Below are 15,990 nucleotides of genomic sequence, written 5' to 3' on the forward strand. Positions count from 1 at the left end.
GGATGCGTCGGGCCGCCCGACGGCCCTCCGGTAGCCTGATCCAGGCATGTATCGACTCCTCTTCTCCCTCGGCTTCTCGCGCATGGATCCCGAGCGCGCCCACCACCTCGCGTTCCGCGTGATCCGAGCCCTTCCCGCGTTCGGGATCGGGCGGCTCGTGGAGCGTGCCACCGGCCCCTCGCCCGAGCTGGCCGTGGAGGCGCTCGGCCTGCGCTTCCCCTCGCCGTTCGGCGTCGCCGCCGGCTTCGACAAGGACGCGCTGGCGGTCGTGGGCCTCGGGAACCTCGGCTTCGGCCACGTGGAGGTCGGCACGATCACGGCGCTGCCCCAGCCGGGAAACGACCGGCCCCGGCTGTTCCGCCTGATCGCCGACCGCGCCCTCATCAACCGCATGGGCTTCAACAACGGCGGGGCGGATGCCGCGGCCGGCCGTGTCTCGCGTCTCTCGCGCCGGCCTCGCCGGCCGGTGCTCGGCGTGAACATCGGCAAGAGCCGGGTCACGCCCGTCGAGCGCGCGACCGAGGACTACGTGCGGAGCACCAAGGTGCTCGCGCCGCACGCCGACTACCTCGTCGTGAACGTCAGCTCGCCGAACACGCCGGGCCTCCGCGGGCTGCAGGAGCTCGACGCGCTCGCGCCGCTGCTCGAGGCCGTCCGCGCGGCGGCCGGTCGGACGCCGCTCCTGGTGAAGATCGCACCCGATCTCGACGACGCGGAGGTCGTGCGGATCTGCGAGCTCGTCGTCAGGCTCGGCCTCGACGGCATCATCGCGACGAACACCACGATCTCCCGCGCGGGCCTGGTGACCCCGGCCGCCGAGGTCGAGGCCATCGGCGCGGGAGGACTCTCCGGAGCGCCGCTCGCGGCGCGGTCGCTGGCGGTGCTGAAGCTCATCCGCGAGCACGTGCCGGCGGAACTCTGCGTGGTATCGGTCGGCGGGGTGGAGACCGCCGAGGACGTGCAGGAACGGGTCGACGCGGGCGCGACCCTCGTGCAGGGCTACTCGGCGTTCATCTACCGCGGGCCGCTGTGGGCGCGCGAGATCAATCGCGGCCTCGACCGGATCCGCCGCGAGCGGCTCGCCGCGGCATCCGTCGCCTGACCGGGCTCACGGTCGACCGACCGCGAGCCGACCTCGGGTGGGAGGGCGCTTCGGGCGCCTCAGAGCATCCCGATGTCGGAGAGCCGGTCGGCGAGCGTCGCGCCGTCGCTCGCCGAGACCCAGGGCACGTCGGCGCCGTGCTGCTCCGACTTCGTGCGACCACCCGCGAGGACGGCCTCGCCCGGGGAGAGCTCGCGGATCGCGATCGCCGCGACGTTGTCCGGATGCTCCCGCGCGAAGGCCGCGTAGAGCTCCTCGTCGTGCTGCCCGTCGTCGCCGATCATGAGCCACCGGACGTTCGGGAACTCCTCGGCGAGGCGGCTGAGGTTGTCGCTCTTGTGCTCCCGGCCGCTGCGGAACCAGCGGTCGTGCGTCGGGCCCCAGTCGGTGAGCAGCAGCGGACCCGCCGGGTAGAGGTTGCGGGAAAGGAAACGGGTGAGCGTCGGAGCGACGTTCCAGGCACCCGTCGAGAGGTAGATGACCGGCGACCCCGGATGCCGCCGCGCGAGCCGCTCGTACAGGACCGCCATCCCGGGGGTGGGGCTCCGGGCGTGCTCGTCGAGGACGAACGTGTTCCATGCGGCGACGAACGGGCGGGGGAGCGCCGTCACCATCACGGTGTCGTCGACGTCGGAGATGATGCCGAAGTCGACGTCGGGCCCGACGATCCGGATCGGCGCCTCGACCGGTTCGGCGCCGTGGACGCTCAGCACCGCGTGCGTCCATCCGGGCTCGAGCCGGGCCGGCACCCGGGTGTCGACGACCCCGCCGCGGTCGGCGAGCACCTCGATGCGCTGGCCGCCCACCTCGATCGTGACCGGCACGTCGCCGACCGGGACGCTCGTGAAGCTCCGCCAGCCGCGGATGCCCTGCTCGCGGCGCTGCCGGCGGCGCTTCGACGTCTCGTCGGCCCGGATCGGCTTCGAGAGCAGCACGCGGCAGAACACGCGGACCCACTCGGTCGAGCCGTAGCCGGCGTACGGGACGACGGTCGGGACGTGACCGCGGCCCCGCGCCCACCGTTCGCGCACGTCGTGGAACCAGTCCTCGAGGCGCGCGGCACCGTGCCGGGCCGGCCGTCGCCGGGGACCGGCCGGGTCGGGGGAACGCTCCGGCATCCCGTCAGTCTTTCATGGACCGTGCGGCCGATGCGAAACCCGCCGCCCCCTGGAAGCGGACTTCCCCTCGAACACGGGTAGAGTGGTGCGGCGAACCAAGGAGGACCCGTGCCGAACATCGACCTGATCCTGGGGGCCGATCACGGGCGGAGGCGCTCGGTGCGAACCGAGCCCACGCAGCGTCGCAGCTCCCAGCGGCTCGACGCGCTGCTGGACGCCGCCGCCGAGATCGTCGACGAGCTCGGATTCGAACGGCTGACCACGCAGATGGTCGCCGAGCGCGCCGGCGCGTCGATCGGCACCGTGTACCGCTACTTCCCCGACCGGGTCGCCGTCCTGCACGCGCTGCGCGAGCGGAGCGTCCGACGCTTCCGCGAGCGGCTGGCCGAGGCGGTCGACGGGGCCGAGCTCGCCGCGTGGTGGGAGGTCATCGACCTCGCGCTCGACGTCTGCATCGAGCTGTACCGCGACGAGCCGGGGTTCGCCGTGGTCTACGGGGCTCCGCGCGAGGCATCGGAGCTCGACGGCGAGCCCGAGATCGCGCACCGCGTGGCACGCCTGCTCGAGCACGACTTCGGCGTGATCGACGACGCCGAGGTCCGCCTGCGGCTCGGCATCGCGCTCGAGATCGGCGCGACCCTCATCCATCGGGCGTTCGTCCGCGACGCCGTCGGCGATGCGCGGTACCTCGACGAGGCGCACCGCGTGGTCCGGGACTACCTCGGACGCCACCTGGCCGACCAGCTCGCCGCCGCACCCGCGGCCTGAGCATCCGCGGCGAACGGCCGCGCACCCCGTTGCCACGCCGTCGCCGAGGTGTTTGGCTGGAGGACGCGGTGCCGCCCGGCGCCCGAGACCGACGGAGAGGCAGCATGATCGAGTTCCGCGGTGTCGCCAAGCAGTTCCCCGACGGAACGGTCGCCGTCCACGACGTCGACATCGTCATCCCACCTCGGAAGACGACGGTCCTCGTCGGCTCCTCCGGCTCGGGCAAGACGACGCTCCTCCGGATGATCAATCGGATGGTCGATCCGACCGCGGGGCAGGTGCTCATCGACGGCACGGACGTCGCGACCGTCGATCCGGTGAAGCTCCGTCGCGGCATCGGCTACGTGATGCAGAACTCGGGCCTCCTGCCGCACCGGAAGGTCATCGACAACGTCGCGACCGTGCCGCTCCTGCGCGGCGAGTCCAGGCGCGCGGCGCACGCCCACGCCCTCGAGCTGCTCGACACGGTCGGGCTCGATCGATCGCTGGCCGACAGGTACCCGGCGCAGCTCTCCGGGGGACAGCAGCAGCGCGTCGGCGTGGCGCGCGGGCTCGCGGTCGACCCGAACATCCTCCTGATGGACGAGCCGTTCGGCGCGGTGGATCCGATCGTCCGCGCGGAGCTGCAGCAGGAGCTGCTCCGGCTCCAGGGCGAGCTCGGCAAGACCGTCGTCTTCGTCACCCACGACATCGACGAGGCATTCCTCCTCGGCGACCAGGTCGTCATCATGCAGCAAGGCGGGCTGATCTCGCAGGCCGCGTCGCCGGCTGAGATCCTCGCGCATCCGGCCGACGCCTTCGTCGCGGACTTCGTCGGCGCCGACCGCGGCAAGCGGGCGCTGCACGTCACGGAGGTCGACGGGCGACGGGTGGTCGTGGACGCGGACGGCAGGGCGGCCGGAGTCCTGGCCCCGTGAACTGGCTCTGGTCGAACCTCGACCTCGTCGGCGAGCTCATGCTCGTCCACCTCGCGTTGTCGGTGCCCGCGATCATACTGAGCTTCGTGGTCTCGGTGCCGATCGGCTGGCTCGCCCACCGCTACCGGTGGTCGAGGGGCGTCCTGCTGTCGATCTGCGGCCTCCTCTACGCCATCCCGTCGCTCGCCCTCTTCATCGCCCTGCCGGCCTTCACCGGACTGAGCCTCCGTTCCCCGGTCAACCTCGTGATCGCGCTCACGCTCTACGGCATCGCCGTCATCGTGCGCACCTCGGCCGACGCGTTCGACTCGGTGGAGCGCGACATCCGGCAGTCGGCGACGGCGGTGGGGTACTCGTCGGCCGGTCGGTTCTGGGGCGTCGAGCTGCCGCTGGCCGGACCGGTGCTCCTCTCGGGCCTGCGCGTCGTGATCGTGAGCACCGTGAGCCTCGCGACGGTCGGTGCGGTGATCGGCGTCCAGAGCCTCGGGAGCCTCTTCACCGACGGGTTCCAGCGCGGCATCCAGGTCGAGATCATCACCGGGATCGTGGCGACGATCGTGCTCGCGCTCGGGCTCGACGCGCTCAGCGTGCTGCTCGGTCGCCTCCTCATGCCGTGGACGCGGCGCGGCTCGCGGAACGGCCGCGCTGCGGCGGCCCGCCGCATCCGGGAGGAGTCCGCGTGAACCTCTTCCTCGACGCCTTCGCCTGGCTCGCCGACCCGGCGAACTGGACCGGACCCGGGAGCATCCCGCAGCGGCTCGCCGAGCACCTCCGGGTCTCGGCGCTCGTGCTCGTCATCGCCTCGGCCATCGCGCTGCCGTTGGGAGCCCTCGTCGGCCACACCGGGCGCGGGCGGGAGCCCGCCGTCATGGTCTCCGGCGGCCTCCGCGCGCTGCCGACCCTCGGCGTGCTGACGCTCTTCGGCATCTGGATCGGGATCGGGCTCGCGGCGCCGGTGATCGCGCTCGTGATCCTCGCCATCCCGCCGCTCCTCGCGGGCGCCTACGCGGGCTTCGAGTCGGTCGACCGGCGCACCATCGACGCGGCCCGGGCGATGGGGATGCGAGAGCTGCAGGTCGTCGGCAAGGTCGAGCTCCCGCTCGGGATGCCGATCGTCGTGGGCGGCATCCGCTCGGCGACGCTCCAGATCATCGCGACGGCGACCCTCGCGGCGTACATCGCCGACGAGGGCCTCGGCCGCTTCATCTTCGCGGGGCTCAAGACCCGCGACTACGGCGAGATGCTGGGCGGGTCGATCCTCGTGATCCTCCTCGCCCTCGTCATCGACGGATGCTTCGCGCTCACGCAGCGCGTCGTCGTCCCCGCCGGCGTCCGCGCGACGCGTACCGCAGAGCTCCGTTCGCGGCCGACCCGGTCGCGAGCGGTCGTGGGGCGACCCAACACCGAAGGGAACCAGGAATGATCACAGCAGGAAAAGGCCGGCTCGTTGCGCTCGCAGCGGTCGCGGTCGGGGCGACAGTGGCCCTGGCAGGGTGTGCATCGGGCGATCCGCTCGACAGCGGATCGGATGGCGGCGACGCCGCCGGCGAGACCATCGTCGTCGGCTCGCAGGACTACTACTCCAACGAGATCATCGCCGAGCTCTACGCCCAGGCGCTCGAGGAGAACGGCTACACGGTCGACCGGCAGTTCCGCATCGGCCAGCGCGAGGTGTACATCCCCGAGATCGAGTCGGGGTCGATCGACGTCTTCCCCGAGTACACGGGCAACCTCCTCCAGTACTACGTGCCCGACACGACGGCCACGACGAGCGACGACGTCTACGCGGAGCTCTCGACCGCGCTGCCCGACGGGCTGCGCGTGCTCGAGCAGTCCCCGGCGACCGACCAGGACTCGTACAACGTGACGCAGGCGTTCTCCGACGAGTACGGCGTCACGAGCCTCGCCGACCTGGCCGACGTCGACGCGTCGATCACGCTGGGCGGCAACTCCGAGCTCGAGACGCGGCCGTACGGTCCCGAGGGGTTGCAGTCGGTGTACGGCGTCGAGGTGGCGTTCACGCCGATCGAGGACAGCGGCGGTCCGCTGACCCTCAAGGCCCTCGTGGACGACCAGGTGCAGATGGTCAACATCTTCAGCGCCGACCCGAACATCGCCGCGAACGACCTCGTGACGCTCGAAGACCCCGAGGGGCTCTTCCTCGCATCGAACGTCGTCCCGGTCGTGAGCGAGAAGGTCGATGACGATATCGCCGGCATCATCGACACGGTGAGCGCGGCGCTCACCGCCGAGGAGCTCGTCGCCCTCAACGCGCTGAGCGTGAACGAGCAGCAGTCCGCGGAGCAGATCGCGAGCGACTGGCTCGCGGAGCAGTCCCTGTTCTAGGGGATCCTGTCCTCGCGCGAGGGGTCGGCGGCTTCGGCCGCCGGCCCCTTCGCCGTGTCGGCCGGCGAGATGTGCGGCGGAACCGGGGGGTGCGCGGCCGGCTCGGCGGCATCCGTCATGTGACGCGCCTCGAGACGCAGGAGGACCTTCTTCCCGAGCCATGCCAGCACGAGGAACAGGATGATGACGCCGACGAAGAGGTAGCCCGCCCAGTGCAGGTTGTCGCTGAGCTCCCGGTAGCCGCCCGCCGCCGCCGACCCGACCCCGACGTAGGCGAACGACCAGATGACGCAGGCGGGCGTGGTCCAGGCCATGAACCGCCGATACGTCATGTCGCTCATGCCCACGGTGAGCGGGACGAGCGAGTGCAGGACCGGCAGGAACCGCGATATGAAGACGGCGGGGCCGCCGCGCCGCGCGAGGTAGCGCTGCGCCCGGTGCCAGTTGTGCTCGCCGATGCGGCGCCCCAGACGCGAGTGCTGGATGTGGGGACCGAACCAGCGCCCGAGGGCGAAGCCGATGCTCTCGCCGATGAGCGCGCCGACGATGACCGCGATCGCGAGTGCGACGAACTCCACCGGACCCTCGACGCCGGTCGCGGCCACGATGACGATCGTGTCGCCGGGCACGATGAGGCCGATGAGCACGGAGGTCTCGAGCATGATGCCGAGGCCGGCGAGCAGCGTCCGGACGACGGGGTCGACGCCCTGCACCGTCGCGAGGATGCCGTCGAGCAGCTCGTTCACGATTCCGAGCCTATGGGCTGCGGCAGGGAAGTCGATCAGAATGCGATGGCGGCGAGCACGCACACCGGGACGGCGACGATCGCCGTCGCCAGCAGCCAGGTCGCGTTTCGCGCCCGAGCGTCGAGCGGGCGCAGGTCGGCGTCGAGGCGCGCCAACCGGCGTTCGAGCACGCGCTCGCCGGGGTCGACCGCGTCGATCGGCGCGTCGGCGTAGGCCCCCGCCGCTCCCGAGCTCCCGACCCTGAGCAGGGCCGTGCGCAGCGGTTCGACGCCCACCCGCCGTCGGGGCGCGTCGTCGGCGAGCATCTCGGTGAGGGTCGCGACCGATCGCTCGGCGCGGTTCGCGATCGGGAACCAGGGGAGCGCGGCGTGCCAGGCCCGGAACGCGAGCAGCACGAGGTGGTGGAGCTGGTCGAGGTGCGCGCGCTCGTGGCCGACGACCGCCCGGAGCTCGTCTTCGTCGAGGAGGTCGACGAGGCCGTCCGTGACGACGGTCGCCGTCCGGAGGCCGGGCACGCAGTAGGCGACGGGCGCGGGGTGCGAGAGCACGCGCGCTCCGGTCGGTTCGCTCGCGGGACTCGCGAGCAGGTCGATCAGGCGGTGCTGGCGCCGCCGGGCGCGCTCCGCGCGCACCGCGGTCGTCCCGAGGTTCAGGGCGAGGTGGACGGCCAGCCCGACGGCGAGCGTGACGGCGGCCAGGTGCACGACGCCGAAGCCGTCGGGGATCGGGCCGGCGGCGAGGACGGGCAGGAGTGCGGTCGCCGCGCCGGTGAGCGAACCCGCCGGCGATGCGCCGAGCGCCAGGAGGGCGCCGATCATCGCGAGTCCGCCGCCGAGCGCGATGCCCTGCCAGAGCACGAGCGCGGTCGCGGGGGAGCGGGCCGGCCACTCGGCCCGCGACAGCGCGACCGGGACTGGCCACGCGAGCGCGAGGGCGAGGGCGCCGAGCGCCACGGAGGCGGCGATCACGTCAGTGGCGCACCAGGTCGTCGAGCAGGCGGCGCAGCGTGTTCGCCTCGCCGTCGCTCACGGTTCCGACGAATCGCGCGAGCGCGGCATCGCGGTCGGACGAGGAGGAGAGCACCTCGTGCATGAGCTCGGCGGTGTGCTCCGCGCGCGAGAGGAGCGCGCTGTAGCGGTGCGGCCGCGTGTCGCGGCTCCGCCCGACGAAGCCCTTCCGCTCGAGGCGCGAGAGCACGGTGAGGACCGTGGTCGTCGCCGGCGCGCGCCCCGGCGCGGACACGAGGGCGAGCCGGTCGCGGACCTCGTTCGCCGTGAGTGCGGAGTCGGTCATCCAGAGCTGCTCCATCACGGAGCGCTCCAACTCGCCGAGACCTGCCATACGACGAGGATACCGCGCAAGAGCCCAACGGTTCTACGTCGTGTAGAAAACATGCTCTACGCTCTGTAGAAGAATCGCGTCGACGATCGTTCCCATGAAAGGGGCCCCCGCGTGAACGAGTTGCTCGATCCGCTCCTGCTCGCCAGGTGGCAGTTCGGTCTCACCACGGTGTACCACTTCCTCTTCGTCCCGATCACCATCGGTCTCGCGACGTCCGCGGCGATCTTCCAGACCGCCTGGGTGCGCACCGGCAAGGTCGAGTACCTGCGGATCACGCGGTTCTTCGGCACGATCTTCCTCATCAACTTCGCGATGGGCGTCGTGACGGGCATCGTCCAGGAGTTCCAGTTCGGCATGAACTGGTCGGAGTACTCGCGCTTCGTCGGCGACGTGTTCGGCGCCCCGCTGGCCCTCGAGGGCCTGCTCGCGTTCTTCCTCGAGGCCACGTTCATCGGCCTCTGGATCTTCGGCTGGAACCGGCTGCCGCAGAAGCTGCACCTCGCCACGATCTGGGCGACGGCGATCGGCACCATCCTCTCGGCCTACTTCATCATCGCCGCGAACGCATTCATGCAGAACCCGGTCGGCTACGAGATGAACGCCGAGCGCGGTCGCGCCGAACTCGTCGACATCTGGGCGCTCCTGACCAACCCCGTCGCCCTCGCGGCGTTCCCGCACACGATCGCGGCCTGCTTCATGGTGAGCTCCGGTCTCATCATCAGCGCCGCCGCGTGGCACCTCGCGCGCAACCAGCACCTCGACACCATGCGGCCGGCCCTCAAGTTCGGCCTGTGGGGCCTGCTCATCTCGGGTGCGCTCACCACGTTCTTCGGCGACCAGCTGAGCCTCGCGATGGTCGCGACGCAGCCCATGAAGATGGCCGCCGCCGAGGCGACCTACGACACGGTCTGCGGGGCGGATGCCTCGTTCTCGCTGTTCACGCTCGGAACGCCCGACGGCACCACCGAGCTCTTCTCCATCCGCGTGCCGTACCTGCTGTCGCTGCTGTCGACGCACTCGCTCGACGGTTGCGTCGAGGGCATCAACGACCTGCAGGCGCAGTACGCCGAGCTGTACGGCCCCGGGGACTACGCGCCGATCATCTGGGTCACCTACTGGGCGTTCCGGTGGATGATCGGCCTCGGCATGCTGCACGTGCTGATCGCGCTCGTCGGGCTCTGGCTCACCCGCAAGGACCGGATGCCGACGCAGCGCTGGATCTGGACCGTCGCCGTCTGGAGCTTCCCGCTGTCGCTGGCCGCGATGATCGTCGGCTGGGTGTTCACCGAGATGGGCCGGCAGCCGTGGATCGTCTTCAGCCTGCTGCCGACCGAGTCGGCGGTCTCGCCGAACGTCACGGGGCTCGAGGTGCTGATCTCGCTCGTCGCCTTCACGCTGATCTACGGCATCCTCGCCGTCGTCGAGGTGAAGCTCATCGTCCGGGCGGTGCGGAAGGGACCGCCCGAGATCGCCCCGCCCGACCCGGAGACGGGCAAGGTCGAACACACCGCAACGGTCTACTAGGAGGACACGGACATGGATCTCGCAGTGCTCTGGTTCTGGATCGTCGCGTTCCTCTTCGTCGGCTACTTCGTCCTTGATGGGTTCGACTTCGGCGTGGGGATGTCGCTGCCCTTCCTCGGGAAGGACGACACCGATCGCCGGGTCCTGATCAACACCATCGGCCCCGTGTGGGACCTCAACGAGACGTGGGTGATCGTCGCCGGCGCGGCCCTGTTCGCGGCGTTCCCGGAGTGGTACGCGACGCTCTTCTCGGGGTTCTACCTCGCGCTGCTGCTCATCCTGCTGGCGCTCATCGCGCGCGGCGTCTCGTTCGAGTACCGCCACCAGCGCCCGGAGGACGCCTGGAAGCGTCGCTTCGACTGGATGATCATCGTCGGCTCGGCCGTGCCGGCGCTCCTCTGGGGCGTCGCGTTCGCGAACATCGTGCAGGGCGTGCCGCTCGACGCCGAGCACAACTACACGGGCACGCTGTTCGACCTGCTGAACCCGTACGCGCTGCTCGGCGGGCTCACGACGCTGCTGCTGTTCTTCACGCACGGCGTGGTCTTCGTCGCGCTCAAGACGGACGGCGACATCCGGCAGCGCGCCCGGCGCCTCGCGACGCGGGCCGGCGTCATCACGATCGTGGTCGCGGCATCCTTCCTGGTGTGGACCGGCTTCGCGCACGGCACGGCCTGGTTCTGGGGGCTCGCGGCCGTCGCGGCGCTGGCGCTCATCGGCTCGTGGCTCGCCAACGGCCGCGGTGCGGAGCGGGTCGCGTTCACGCTCATGGCCGTGACGATCGGCGCCGCAGTGTTCGCGCTCTTCGCCGCGCTGTTCCCCGACGTGATGCCCGCGTCGAACGACCCCGCGAACAGCCTGACCATCGCGAACGCGTCGAGCACGCCGTACACGCTCACGGTGATGAGCTGGACGGCGCTCATCTTCCTGCCGCTCATCCTCGCCTACCAGGGCTGGACCTACTGGGTCTTCCGCAAGCGCGTGACCCGGCAGACGATCGACCCCGCCGCCGTGCACTGACGTGCGGCCGCTCGATCCCAGGCTGCTCCGGCGCTCGCGCGCCGCGCGCGGCTTCATGGCCGCGGGCGGCGCGCTCGCGCTGCTCCAGGCGGGCGCGACGGTCGCGTTCGCGTGGGCGCTGTCGACCCTCGTCGTCGGCCTCATCGCGGGCGAACCGCCGGTCGGCGCGAGCACGATCGTGCTCGTGCTGCTGGCCGCGGCATCCGTTCGAGCACTCTCGGGCTGGTTGTGGGAGTGGCTCGGCTCGGCCGGGGCGATGCGCGTCAAGGCGGAGCTGCGCGACGCGCTGCTGACGCGGCTCGAGGACCGGACCGGGCGGCGCGGCGTCACGACGGCGCGCGCCGCGACGTTGCTGGGTCCGGGCCTCGACGCGCTCGACGAGTACTTCGGTCGCTACCTCCCGCAGCTCGTGCTGACCGCGATCGCGACGCCGGTGCTCGTCGTGGCCGTCTGGACCGCGGACTGGGTCTCCGGCCTCATCCTCGTCATCGTGCTGCCGCTCATCCCCGTCTTCATGGCGCTCATCGGGCTGGCGACCGAGGTCGTCCAGCGACGCCAGTGGGACCGCCTGCAGGCGCTCTCCCGCGGGTTCCTCGAGGTGCTCGGCGGGCTGTCGACGCTCATGGTGTTCGGCAGGGCGGAACGGCAGTCGCGCCGCATCCGGACGGTGACCGACGAGTACCGGTCGAGCACGATGAAGGTGCTGCGGGTGACCTTCCTCTCGGGCTTCACGCTCGAGCTCGCCGGGAGCCTCTCGGTCGCGCTCGTCGCGGTCTCGATCGGGCTGCGGCTGGTCGCCGGCGACATGGCGTTCGCACCCGGCCTCTTCGTGCTGATCCTCGCGCCCGACGTCTTCCTCCCGATCCGGAACGTCGGCGCCGCATTCCACTCCGCGACGGCGGGGCTCGAAGCCTCGAGGGACGCGCTCGACCTGCTCGAGGACCGGCCGACGAGCGCATCGGGGCTCCGAACGGATGCCGCGGCATCCGTCGACGCCGACCGGGGCGCAGCGGACGCAGGGGAGGGCCTGCGCGTCCGCGACCTCGTCGTCGTGCGGGACGGGACGCCCGTCTGCGCGCCGCTCGAGCTCGACGCCGCCCGCGGCGAGTTCGTCGCCCTCGTCGGCGCGAGCGGCTCGGGGAAGTCCTCGGTGCTCGCCGCGATGCTCGGGTTCGCCGACCGCACCGGCGAGCTCGAGCTCGACGGCGTCGCGCTCGGCGCCGGGACGCGACGGCTGGTCGCCTGGGCGGGACAGGCTCCGCAACTCGTCGAGGGCACGATCGCGGAGAACATCCGTCTCGGTTCCGAGGACGCCGACCCCGACCTGCTCGCCCGGGCGGTCGCCGTCGGCGGCGTGGACCTCGATGCGTCGACGCGCCTCGGCCCGTCGGGAGCGGGGCTCTCTGGCGGGCAGGCGCAGCGGGTCGCCGTCGCGCGGGCCGTCCATCGTGCGCTCGCGACCGACGCCCCGCTCGTCCTCCTCGACGAGCCCACGTCGGCGCTCGATCCCGAGCGGGAACGCACGATGGCCGTGGCGCTCCGGGACCTCGCCCGGTCGGGCCGGATCGTGCTCGTCACGACCCACCGAGGCGGGCTGGGCGACGCGGCCGACCGCGTCGTGCGGCTCCGGGAGGCCGTCCGTGCCTGACCGTTCGCGTTCCGTCCTCCGGCAGGCCGTCCCGCCGGTGCGCCGACTGCTGCCGTCGGTGCTGCTCGGGGTGCTCGCCGGGCTGTCGAGCGTCGCGCTGCTGGCCTCGAGCGCGTGGCTCATCGCACGCGCGGCGGAGCAGCCGCCGATCCTCTTCCTCTCGCTCGGCGTCGTGGGGGTCCGCGCGTTCGCGATCGGGCGCGCCGTGTTCCGCTACCTCGAGCGGCTCGCCGGTCACGATGCCGCGTTCCGGCAGCTCGCCGAGATCCGGGTCGGCGTGTTCGAGCGGATGCTCCCGCTCGCGCCCGACGGCCTGGCCTCGTCGCGGCGCGGCGACCTGCTGTCGCGCTTCGTGGGCGACGTCGACGAACTGCAGAACGTGAGCCTGCGGATCGTGCAGCCCGTCGCGAGTGCCGCGATCGTCCTGGCCGCGGCGTTCGCGGGGCTCGCCTGGCTCGCTCCCGGCGCCGCGGTGGCCGTCGCCGTCGTGCTCGTGCTCGGCATCGGGGGAGCGGTGCTCGCCCAGGTGCTGCTCGCCGCCCGCGCGGACGACCGCCTGGCGCCGCTCCGCGGCGAGCTGCAGGCCGCGATCGTCGAGCACGTGCAGGCGCTCGACGTGCTCGTGGCGTTCGACGCGGCCGCCGCGGGGCGCGACCGGATCCGGCGCCTCGGTCGAGACCTCGAGCGGGCGACGCGCGCCCGGGCGTCCGCGGTGGGGCTCGCCGCGGCCGCGATGAGCGCGGTCGGGGCGTTCGCGGCCGCCGCGAGCCTCGGCGCCGCGCAGCCGCTCCTCGATGGCGGGCGGATCGACGGGCCCACCTTCGCGGTGCTCTGCCTGGTTCCGCTCGCGATCGCCGAGGTCGCCGCGGCGATCCCGGTCGCGCTCGGGTCGTTGCGCGTGGTTCGTGCGAGCGCCCGGCGGGTCGCCGACGCGGTGCCGGATTCGGTGCCGCCGGAGATCCCGGCACGGCCGACCGCCGCCGACCGGGACGCGTCGGAGCCACGCGTGCCCGCCATGCGACGGGTTCCCACGATCGAGCTCCGCGGTGCGAGTGCGCGGTGGCCGGCCGTCGCGGTCGACGACCCGACGGATGGCGCCGAGGCATCCGCCCTGCCCTCGCTCGCGCCGCTCGACCTCGACCTCGCGCCGGGCGAGCGGGTGCTCGTCACGGGGCCATCGGGCGCGGGCAAGACCACGTTGGCGCACGTGCTCGTCCGGTTCCTCGAGTACGGCGGGTCGTACCGGCTCGACGGCGTCGAGGCGCGCGAGCACGATCCGCGCGAGGTGCGGCGCGTGGTCGGCCTCGTCGAGCAGCGGCCCTGGCTCTTCGACGAGGACCTCCGTCAGAACCTGGTCTTCGCGCGCGACACCGCGACCGACGCGGAGCTGCTCGACGTGCTCGACCGAGTCGGCCTCGCGGAGTGGGTGGCGGCCCGAGGGGGGCTGGACTCCCGGGTGGGCGAGCGCGGCGAGCTGGTCTCGGGCGGGCAGGCGCAGCGCATCGCGCTCGCGCGGGCCATGCTCGCCGACTTCCCCGTGCTCGTGCTCGACGAGCCCACCGCGAGCGTCGACCCGGCACAGGCGGACGCGCTGCTGCGCGACCTGCTCGCGGCGGCGGGTCGTGAGCGGACCGTGCTGCTCATCTCGCACACGGGTGCGCCCGCCGGGCTCGTGGACCGGACGATCGAGCTCGCGGGGAACGCGGCTCGTCGTCGGCCCGACCTCCCATGAGCCGATCGGCGCACGATCCGGGCGCATCGCGCACGATGCATGCGTGTGCGGTCGCCCGCCCTTCCCGAGCAGGGCGGGGCTGCGCTAGGTTGCGCGTGTGCGCCGGGTGGAACCGGCTTCCGACCCATCCCTCCACGAAGGAGCAACGGTGAACAGAACGAAGACCAGAGCCCGTGTCGGAGCCGTCGCGGTGACGGCTGCCGTCTGCGGATCGCTCGCGATCGCCGGGACCGCGCAGGCCGCGGTGGCGACGAACACGACCGCTCTCCGCGACGCCGTCACGGTCGAGGGCGTCATGGAGCACCTCGAGGCGTTCCAGGCGATCGCCGACGCGAACGACGACAACCGCGCAGCGGGGACGTCCGGCCACGACGCATCCGTCGACTACGTCGAGGGCATCCTCGACGCAGCGGGGTACGACACGTGGCGGCAGCCGTTCAGCTACGAACGTACCGACTTCGGCGACTCGGCCCTGCAGCAGGTCGCTCCGAACGCCGTCGACTACGTGCTCGGCCTCGACTTCTTCCCCATGGACTTCTCCGGCGAGGGTGACGTGACCGCGGACGTCGTGCCGGTCGACGTGAACCTGACGGGCGACCACGCCTCGAGCAGCGGGTGCGAGGCGTCGGACTTCACCGGATTCCCGGCCGGGGCGATCGCGCTGATCCAGCGCGGCACCTGCGCGTTCGGCGTGAAGGCGGACAATGCCGTGGCCGCGAATGCCTCCGGCGTCATCGTGTTCAACCAGGGCAATGTCGTGCCCGGCGACGATCGTCTCGGCCTGTTCGGCGGGACGCTCGGCGAGCCGGTGCGCACCATCCCGGTGGTCAGCGCACCCTACGCGCTCGGCGCCGAGTGGGTCGGGATCGCGAACTCCACGGGTCTCGAGATGCGACTCAACCTCGAGGCCGAGGTCGTGACGGTCGAGACCGAGAACCTGCTCGCCGACACGCCGTCGGGTCGCACCGACCGTACCGTCGTCGTCGGCGGCCACCTCGACTCCGTCGCCGAGGGTCCCGGCATCAACGACAACGGGTCCGGGACCGCGGCGATCCTCGAGACCGCGCTGCAGATGTCCGAGCTCGGAATCGACCCCGAGAACCGCGTGCGCTTCGCGTTCTGGAGCGGTGAGGAGGACGGCCTGATCGGCTCGAGCTACTACGTCTCCCAGTTGACCAGCCGCGAGATCAAGGACACCGCGCTGAACCTCAACTTCGACATGGTGGGCTCGCCGAATGCCGCGTACTTCGTGTACGACGGTGACGGCGACGCGTTCGGGCTCTCGGGTCCGACGGGGTCGGCCGTCATCGAGGACGTCTTCACCGACTTCTTCGGCTCGCAGGGTGAGTACACCGACCCGACCGCGTTCGACGGCCGCAGCGACTACTTCGGCTTCATCAACGCGGGCATCCCCGCCGGGGGACTCTTCACGGGTGCCGAGGGCATCAAGTCGGCCGAGCAGGAGGCTCGCTACGGCGGACAGGCCGGGATCGCGTTCGATCCGTGCTATCACGCCGCGTGCGACACGATCGACAACATCGATGACGACGCTCTCGACATCATGTCGGATGCCATCGCGCACTCGACGCTGACCTTCGCCGAGACGACCTCGGCGGTTCCCGGTACCGGCAAGGGCAAGGGCAAGGGCACCGTCGAGTGGCAGTACCAGGGCAACTCGGCGCTCCGTTGACGCCCTGATCCGCTGATCGCACGACCCGACGGGCGGGT

General features: G+C 71.9%; 15 protein-coding genes. 11 read left to right on the plus strand and 4 right to left on the minus strand.

The features are described 5' to 3' along the window. Window positions 1-46: 46 nt before the first annotated feature. Entirely contained in the window at window positions 47-1,102 is a 1,056-nt protein-coding gene (locus GLX25_RS06315) for a quinone-dependent dihydroorotate dehydrogenase (RefSeq protein ID WP_155841452.1), read from the plus strand. 59 nt (window positions 1,103-1,161) lie between these two features. Here GLX25_RS06315 and GLX25_RS06320 read toward each other — a convergent pair whose 3' ends face one another. Continuing rightward, on the minus strand, window positions 1,162-2,220 hold the full coding sequence (locus tag GLX25_RS06320; protein ID WP_155841453.1) for an App1 family protein: 1,059 nt from the start codon (window positions 2,218-2,220) through the stop codon (window positions 1,162-1,164). A 108-nt stretch (window positions 2,221-2,328) separates the two neighbouring features. Between GLX25_RS06320 and GLX25_RS06325 the strand changes: the two genes are divergently transcribed. The 5 genes from GLX25_RS06325 (at window position 2,329) to GLX25_RS06345 (ending at window position 6,251) form a co-directional block, all read left to right on the plus strand. Beyond that, window positions 2,329-2,988 (plus strand): TetR/AcrR family transcriptional regulator, encoded by a 660-nt coding sequence (locus GLX25_RS06325; protein ID WP_166548520.1) that lies wholly within the window; start codon window positions 2,329-2,331, stop codon window positions 2,986-2,988. 104 nt (window positions 2,989-3,092) lie between these two features. Further along, complete coding sequence (locus GLX25_RS06330) at window positions 3,093-3,905, plus strand: ABC transporter ATP-binding protein (RefSeq protein WP_155841454.1); 813 nt, start codon at window positions 3,093-3,095, stop codon at window positions 3,903-3,905. Then, window positions 3,902-4,588 carry an ABC transporter permease gene (locus tag GLX25_RS06335; RefSeq protein WP_166548521.1) on the plus strand — a complete coding sequence of 229 codons (687 nt, stop codon included), beginning with the start codon at window positions 3,902-3,904 and terminating at the stop codon, window positions 4,586-4,588. Before GLX25_RS06330 ends, GLX25_RS06335 begins: the two co-directional genes overlap by 4 nt. Further along, window positions 4,585-5,328 (plus strand): ABC transporter permease, encoded by a 744-nt coding sequence (locus GLX25_RS06340; RefSeq protein ID WP_166548522.1) that lies wholly within the window; start codon window positions 4,585-4,587, stop codon window positions 5,326-5,328. The genes GLX25_RS06335 and GLX25_RS06340 overlap by 4 nt, the downstream gene beginning before the upstream one ends. Further along, on the plus strand, window positions 5,325-6,251 hold the full coding sequence (locus tag GLX25_RS06345) for an ABC transporter substrate-binding protein (protein WP_155841455.1): 927 nt from the start codon (window positions 5,325-5,327) through the stop codon (window positions 6,249-6,251). The genes GLX25_RS06340 and GLX25_RS06345 overlap by 4 nt, the downstream gene beginning before the upstream one ends. Here GLX25_RS06345 and GLX25_RS06350 read toward each other — a convergent pair. From GLX25_RS06350 to GLX25_RS06360, 3 genes are read right to left on the minus strand one after another with little or no spacing between them, the layout of a single operon-like run. Continuing rightward, on the minus strand, window positions 6,248-6,997 hold the full coding sequence (locus tag GLX25_RS06350; RefSeq protein ID WP_166548523.1) for a DedA family protein: 750 nt from the start codon (window positions 6,995-6,997) through the stop codon (window positions 6,248-6,250). The two genes, GLX25_RS06345 and GLX25_RS06350, sit on opposite strands and share 4 nt — an antisense overlap. Before the next feature lie 35 nt (window positions 6,998-7,032). Continuing rightward, window positions 7,033-7,965, minus strand: a complete 933-nt coding sequence (locus GLX25_RS06355; RefSeq protein ID WP_155841456.1) for a M56 family metallopeptidase — start codon at window positions 7,963-7,965, stop codon at window positions 7,033-7,035. Window position 7,966: 1 nt separating this feature from the next. Then, window positions 7,967-8,338: a BlaI/MecI/CopY family transcriptional regulator gene (locus GLX25_RS06360; RefSeq protein WP_155841457.1), complete on the minus strand. Its 372-nt coding sequence runs from the start codon at window positions 8,336-8,338 to the stop codon at window positions 7,967-7,969. Between the two features lie 111 nt (window positions 8,339-8,449). On the opposite strand from GLX25_RS06360, the gene GLX25_RS06365 reads away from it, so the two are divergent. From GLX25_RS06365 to GLX25_RS06385, 5 genes are all read left to right on the plus strand, one after another. Then, window positions 8,450-9,862 carry a cytochrome ubiquinol oxidase subunit I gene (locus GLX25_RS06365; RefSeq protein WP_166548524.1) on the plus strand — a complete coding sequence of 471 codons (1,413 nt, stop codon included), beginning with the start codon at window positions 8,450-8,452 and terminating at the stop codon, window positions 9,860-9,862. 12 nt (window positions 9,863-9,874) lie between these two features. Next, on the plus strand, window positions 9,875-10,882 hold the full coding sequence (gene cydB, locus GLX25_RS06370) for a cytochrome d ubiquinol oxidase subunit II (RefSeq protein ID WP_155841458.1): 1,008 nt from the start codon (window positions 9,875-9,877) through the stop codon (window positions 10,880-10,882). A gap of 1 nt (window position 10,883) precedes the next feature. Further along, window positions 10,884-12,530, plus strand: coding sequence for a thiol reductant ABC exporter subunit CydD (gene cydD / locus GLX25_RS06375; RefSeq protein ID WP_166548525.1), 1,647 nt, complete (start codon window positions 10,884-10,886; stop codon window positions 12,528-12,530). Beyond that, complete coding sequence (gene cydC / locus GLX25_RS06380; RefSeq protein WP_166548526.1) at window positions 12,523-14,262, plus strand: thiol reductant ABC exporter subunit CydC; 1,740 nt, start codon at window positions 12,523-12,525, stop codon at window positions 14,260-14,262. The genes cydD and cydC overlap by 8 nt, the downstream gene beginning before the upstream one ends. Window positions 14,263-14,410: 148 nt before the next feature. Then, the gene (locus GLX25_RS06385; protein ID WP_205719840.1) at window positions 14,411-15,952 is read left to right on the plus strand and encodes a M20/M25/M40 family metallo-hydrolase; all 1,542 of its coding nucleotides are present in this window, start codon (window positions 14,411-14,413) and stop codon (window positions 15,950-15,952) included. Window positions 15,953-15,990: the final 38 nt, after the last annotated feature.

This window comes from Agromyces luteolus (genome assembly GCF_009729855.1).
In the GTDB taxonomy this organism is placed as follows: domain Bacteria; phylum Actinomycetota; class Actinomycetes; order Actinomycetales; family Microbacteriaceae; genus Agromyces; species Agromyces luteolus.

Bases quoted from the DNA above. Each gene is read 5' to 3' on its own strand.
- GLX25_RS06315 (WP_155841452.1), top strand. From the start codon at position 47: ATGTATCGACTCCTCTTCTCCCTCGGCTTCTCGCGCATGGATCCCGAG.
- GLX25_RS06320 (WP_155841453.1), bottom strand. From the start codon at position 2,220: ATGCCGGAGCGTTCCCCCGACCCGGCCGGTCCCCGGCGACGGCCGGCC.
- GLX25_RS06330 (WP_155841454.1), top strand. From the start codon at position 3,093: ATGATCGAGTTCCGCGGTGTCGCCAAGCAGTTCCCCGACGGAACGGTC.
- GLX25_RS06345 (WP_155841455.1), top strand. From the start codon at position 5,325: ATGATCACAGCAGGAAAAGGCCGGCTCGTTGCGCTCGCAGCGGTCGCG.
- GLX25_RS06360 (WP_155841457.1), bottom strand. From the start codon at position 8,338: ATGGCAGGTCTCGGCGAGTTGGAGCGCTCCGTGATGGAGCAGCTCTGG.
- cydB (WP_155841458.1), top strand. From the start codon at position 9,875: ATGGATCTCGCAGTGCTCTGGTTCTGGATCGTCGCGTTCCTCTTCGTC.